General features: G+C 63.5%; 4 protein-coding genes and 1 pseudogene. All 5 read left to right on the top strand.

All coding sequences use genetic code 11. The annotated features are described in order from the left end of the window. Positions 1-333, top strand: a 333-nt coding sequence (locus ACHWRX_RS09975) for an HAD family hydrolase (protein WP_394659078.1), incomplete at its 5' end; no start/stop codon positions are given. Next, complete coding sequence (locus tag ACHWRX_RS09970) at positions 330-1478, top strand: glycosyltransferase (RefSeq protein WP_394659077.1); 1149 nt, start codon at positions 330-332, stop codon at positions 1476-1478. The genes ACHWRX_RS09975 and ACHWRX_RS09970, both read left to right, overlap by 4 nt. Then, the gene (locus tag ACHWRX_RS09965) at positions 1475-2425 is read left to right on the top strand and encodes a galactosyltransferase-related protein (RefSeq protein ID WP_394659076.1); all 951 of its coding nucleotides are present in this window, start codon (positions 1475-1477) and stop codon (positions 2423-2425) included. The genes ACHWRX_RS09970 and ACHWRX_RS09965 overlap by 4 nt, the downstream gene beginning before the upstream one ends. Then, a complete protein-coding gene (locus ACHWRX_RS09960; protein ID WP_394659075.1) occupies positions 2422-3531 on the top strand; it encodes a glycosyltransferase in 1110 nt (369 codons plus the stop codon). Before ACHWRX_RS09965 ends, ACHWRX_RS09960 begins: the two co-directional genes overlap by 4 nt. Positions 3532-3900: 369 nt before the next feature. Next, positions 3901-4624, top strand: a pseudogene (locus tag ACHWRX_RS09955) (S9 family peptidase); the annotation flags it as partial.

Raw genomic sequence — 4624 nt, 5'->3', positions numbered from 1 at the left:
GCTGGCCAATCGGCCCGGGTAGTCTTTTCCCATGGCCGCCTGATCGATGTCCTTGCCCCGAATGGCGGAAAGGCGGCGGCGATTGCGGCTTATGCGCAGAGCCAGGGGCTCAGCCTGGCGCAATGCGTGGCGGCGGGTGACAGCGGCAACGATGTCGACATGCTGACGGCATGTGGCCGCGCAATCGTGGTCGGCAATGCCGGCTCGGAGTTGGACGATCTGCCTGAACGCCCCGGCTTGCTACGGGTCCATGACCATCATGCCGCCGGAGTGCTGGAAGGCCTGGCGAGCCTTGGCATCACCGTCCCCTCTCTTCTCCCTGAAGCGGCATGAAGCGTCCTTTCGGGTACTTCGTTCACCACCAGGGGCGTGGCCATGCAGAACGGTGCGCGGCGATCGCGGCGGCGTTGCCAGCGGATCGTCCGCTGACGATCTTTAGCGCGCGCGACGATATCTTACCCGCCCTGCCTCCGCAGGCCACCGTGACGCGCATTCCATCGCTGTTCGAACCTTCGGGTGATGAGGCAGGCACCATGGATTGGGTGGCGACGCCTGAGACACTTCATTGCGCGCCGCTGGGCTGGCCAGGCATCCGGCAGGCGATGGGGACGCTGGCAGGATGGTTTGCCTCGGCGAACCCTGCACTGATGATCTGTGACGTCTCGGCTGAAGTCTCGCAACTGGCCCGCATCTGCTCGGTCCCTCACGTAAAAATCCTGCAGCATGGCGATCGCAGCGATCCCGGCCACCGCGCCGCCTACGATGGGGCCGCCGGGCTGCTTGCGCCTTTCCATCTTGACCTTGCCCAGCCGGACTGGAGCAAATCAATGCGGGACAAGACCTGCTTTGCCGGTGGTCTGGGCGTGGATTTGCGCGTGCCTGAGCGTGAAGTCGCCCGCCAGCGCATCGGCATCTCGGCGGGCGAGCGGATGATCCTGGTCCTGTCTGGCGGCGGCGGTGATGGCTTTGCCGCCGCTCCTCTGGGAGTAGGCGCCCGGTCCACACCGGATGCGCGCTGGATCACCATCGGCAAGGTCCAGCGGGACTGGCACGCGACCGAACCGGCGAACCTGGAGCATCGCGGCTGGGTGGATGACGCCGCCGATCATATCGCCGCAGCCGATATTGTCATCGCTTCTGCCGGGAATACCACCTGCCAGCAGATATTAGCCGCTGGCCGCCCGTGGCTGGTCGTTCCCGAGTGGCGGTACTTCGATGAACAGCATCATAAGGCCACCGCTCTGGGCCGCGCCGGGGCGGCGACAGTCCTGCCGCATCTTCCGTCCTCGGCCCATGCCTGGACGGCGGCGCTGGGCGAAGTGGCCCGGTCTCATCTCCCGGAGCGGCAGAAGGCCCTGATCGACGATGCGCCCGCAACTCTGACCGCCAACTGGCTCGAAGCCCTGGCATGCCGTCTTTGGGACGCCCCGGTGGCCTTGGCCAAACCCATCCCCTCACAGGAGAATTTCGCCGTATGACCAGCGTTTCCGTCGTAACCTTGGCGAAAGGCCGATCCGAACATCTCGTCAACGTCGTGCTGGGACTTTCACGACAGACCGTACTGCCTGACGAACTGATCGTGGCGGTGATGCAGCCTGAACCGTATGATCTGCCCGAGGCCCCCTTCCCCATCAGGCAAATCCGCGTGGAGGGCGAGCAACTCCCCCTCGCCGCCGCACGCAACTTCGCGGCGCGGGCAGCGAACAGCGAGTTGTTGGTCTTTCTGGACATGGACTGCATCCCGCACCCACGCTTGGTCGAAGACTATGCCGAACTCAGCGGCGCCTTGGATGGATTGCTGATGGGCGAGGTAATGTACCTACCCGGCGGCGCCACCCGTAACGACTGGTCCTATGACGAATTCGCCGCGGTGGCCGTGAAACATTCGGACCGGCGCGGTCCGCCGCCCAGCGGCATCGAGATATGCCCGGACTATCGCTGCTTCTGGTCTTTGAACTTCGCGATGCGCCGGGCGACGTTTCTGGCGACCGGCGGCTTTGATGAGCGCTATTACGGGTATGGTGGAGAAGACACGGACTTTGGCAAGACGGTCAGTCAGGCCGGCGTTCCGATCGCCTGGATAAAAGGGGGGCTGGCCTACCACCAGTATCACCCCCATCATATGCCGCCCGTCCACCACATCGAAAGCGTGGTGCGCAATGCCCAGCTCTTCGAATCCAAGTGGGGCTATCGCACGATGGGCCACTGGCTTCATGCGTTCTTGCTGATGGGCTTGATCGAGGATGAACCCGGTGAGGCGATCCGGATCGTCCGGCAACCGGCGGCTGCGGACTTCGCGCTCACCACGCAGCAAAGCCATGAGCCTTACTGCAACACCGCGCGTGTGCTGCGCTATCTGAAGGATGAACTGGCGTTGCAGGGCGATGCCCCGGATGGGCTGACGCGGGTCATGCAAACGGCATGAAGATCGCGATCCTCGCCCATGTCCGCCAGCGGATCGCCCAGCCCTTCGCAGGCGGCATGGAAGCGCACTGCTGGCAACTGGCGGCTGGGTTGCAGGAGCGTGGGCATGAAGTGATCTTGTTCGCCTCGGGCGACAGTGATCCGCGATTTACCATCGATTCCGTTCTGGCCGAACATTATGAGCGCACCTTCCCCTGGGCGGAACATCGCGGCTCCCCGCCGCTGATCGCCCATCTCGATGCCGGATACGAGGCCGCTTGCGACCGCATTGCCGATGGCGGGTTCGATGTGCTTCACAACAACAGCCTCCACCGCTTCCCCCTGGCCGAGCAACGTACAGCGGCGGTCCCGACGGTGACCTCGCTGCATGTGCCCCCCTACGACGCGCTGCACTGGTTCGTGGCGGCAAGTCCCGCAGCGCGGCATCGGCTGACGGTGACGTCGCAAAAGCAATTGCGCGCCTGGTGGCCTGATGGCGCTCCGCCGGAGGCCTCCGTGCTGCACAACGGTATCGACCCGCGGCGATGGCCATTCCAGCCGCGCGGCAATGGCGAGGCGGTTTGGTGCGGGCGTGTGACGCCGAACAAGGGGCCGCATTTTGCCGCGCAGGCGGCGATGATCGCCGGTGTGCCGCTCACCTTGTTCGGCGCGATCGAAGACCCGGGCTACTGGCAGGCGGAGGTGGAGCCATTGCTTGGCCCCACCATCCGCTATGGCGGACACCTGCCTGCCAAAGCGCTGGCACGCGAGATCGGCCGCGCATCCGTGTTCTTGTTCACGCCATGTTGGGACGAGCCGTTCGGCCTAGTGGCGGCAGAGGCGATATCCTGCGGCCTGCCCGTCGCCGCATTCGATATGGGTGCGGCGCGCGAGGTGATCGGAGAGGCCGGCGTCATGGCCGAACCCGGCGATGCCAAGGGTCTAGGGGCGGCCATCAACCAAGCCATGCTCATTCCGCGTGAAACCGCCAGAGATCGTGTGCTGGCTCATTTCACGCACGATCGCTGGCTGGATCGCTGCGAGGCACTCTATCGCGAAGTCTCCGTGGGCTCCGGCGTTTCGCAGCATAATCCAATCCAGGCCGCTAGCACGGAACTGGTGTTTTAAAGCAACGTCCGCAGTGAAAGTAAGTCCATGAGGGCATACGGGAACTTTCCGCATTTGCCCTGCATTGTGTTTTTCACCCACTCTATTCAGGAATCAATGGCACCATGCGATCGCCTGCCGGCAAGAACTCTCGCCCTTACAACTCCAGCGCATCGCGCCCTAGACAGGATGGCCCGATGAGGCTCTGGGTCCACGGACCGATCCAGCCCATGGAAAAGCCGGGATTTCTTCAACGTTTCTTCGGTCTCCGTTGAAGCGCTCACCGCGCAAGCGGCAAAGCTTACGTGTGCGATAGTCACGTAATCACGGTCTTGCGAATGAGTTGTCCAGCCCGCAGACCTGTGGGTCATAACAGGGGAACGATTGCTCATGAAAAAGCTGTTGCTGGCCGCCGCCGCCTTACTACCCATCTCCACCGCCCAGGCGGAGGCCTCGAAGCCTGCAGCGCTTGTGGCCGATGGCATACCGTCCGTCCCCGATGATATCCCCGCTGCCATGCGGCCGTATGGCGAAAGCCGCAGCGCCGTCGTGCAGGGTTGGGACGCCAGCACCGGCAACCTGATCATCGCCACCCGCTTTGCCAATACCGCGCAATTGCACGCGGTGGCAGGCCCGATGATGGACCGTCATCAGATCACTTTCGAAGCAGAGCCGGTCCGCGCACATCCCTCCCCCGTGGGTGGCACGTTGCTGGTGCTTAAAGACACCGGCGGGAACGAATTCTTTCAGATATACCGCGTCGCCGAAGGCCAATTACAACTTCTGACCGACGGCAAGAGCCGTAACGAATTTGGCACCTGGAGCGATGACGGCAAGCTGGTGGGCTACAGCTCTACCCGCCGCAACGGCACCGATACCGATCTTTACGTGATGGATCCGCTCAATCCCAAGTCCGACAGGATGGTGGCGCAATTGGCTGGCGGCGGCTGGCAGATCGCGGGCTTCTCGCCGGACAGTAAGACGGCCCTTGTCCAGCAATACGTGTCGGTCCAGAAATCCAATCTCTGGCTGCTGGATGTCCGCTCGGGCAAGCTCACGCCTCTGGGCGATCATGCTGCCTCCGTTTCGTATGGCGAGGCCGCCTTCGCGCCTG

The organism is uncultured Novosphingobium sp. (assembly GCF_964277725.1).
Lineage (GTDB): Bacteria > Pseudomonadota > Alphaproteobacteria > Sphingomonadales > Sphingomonadaceae > Novosphingobium > Novosphingobium fluoreni.
Note: the sequence above shows the minus strand (reverse complement) of the source record. Positions and strands in the feature narration are given on the sequence as shown.

What these genes read in the sequence shown, in the direction of transcription:
- ACHWRX_RS09970 (WP_394659077.1), top strand. Translation starts at nt 330, where the DNA reads ATGAAGCGTCCTTTCGGGTACTTCGTTCACCACCAGGGGCGTGGCCAT.
- ACHWRX_RS09965 (WP_394659076.1), top strand. Translation starts at nt 1,475, where the DNA reads ATGACCAGCGTTTCCGTCGTAACCTTGGCGAAAGGCCGATCCGAACAT.
- ACHWRX_RS09960 (WP_394659075.1), top strand. Translation starts at nt 2,422, where the DNA reads ATGAAGATCGCGATCCTCGCCCATGTCCGCCAGCGGATCGCCCAGCCC.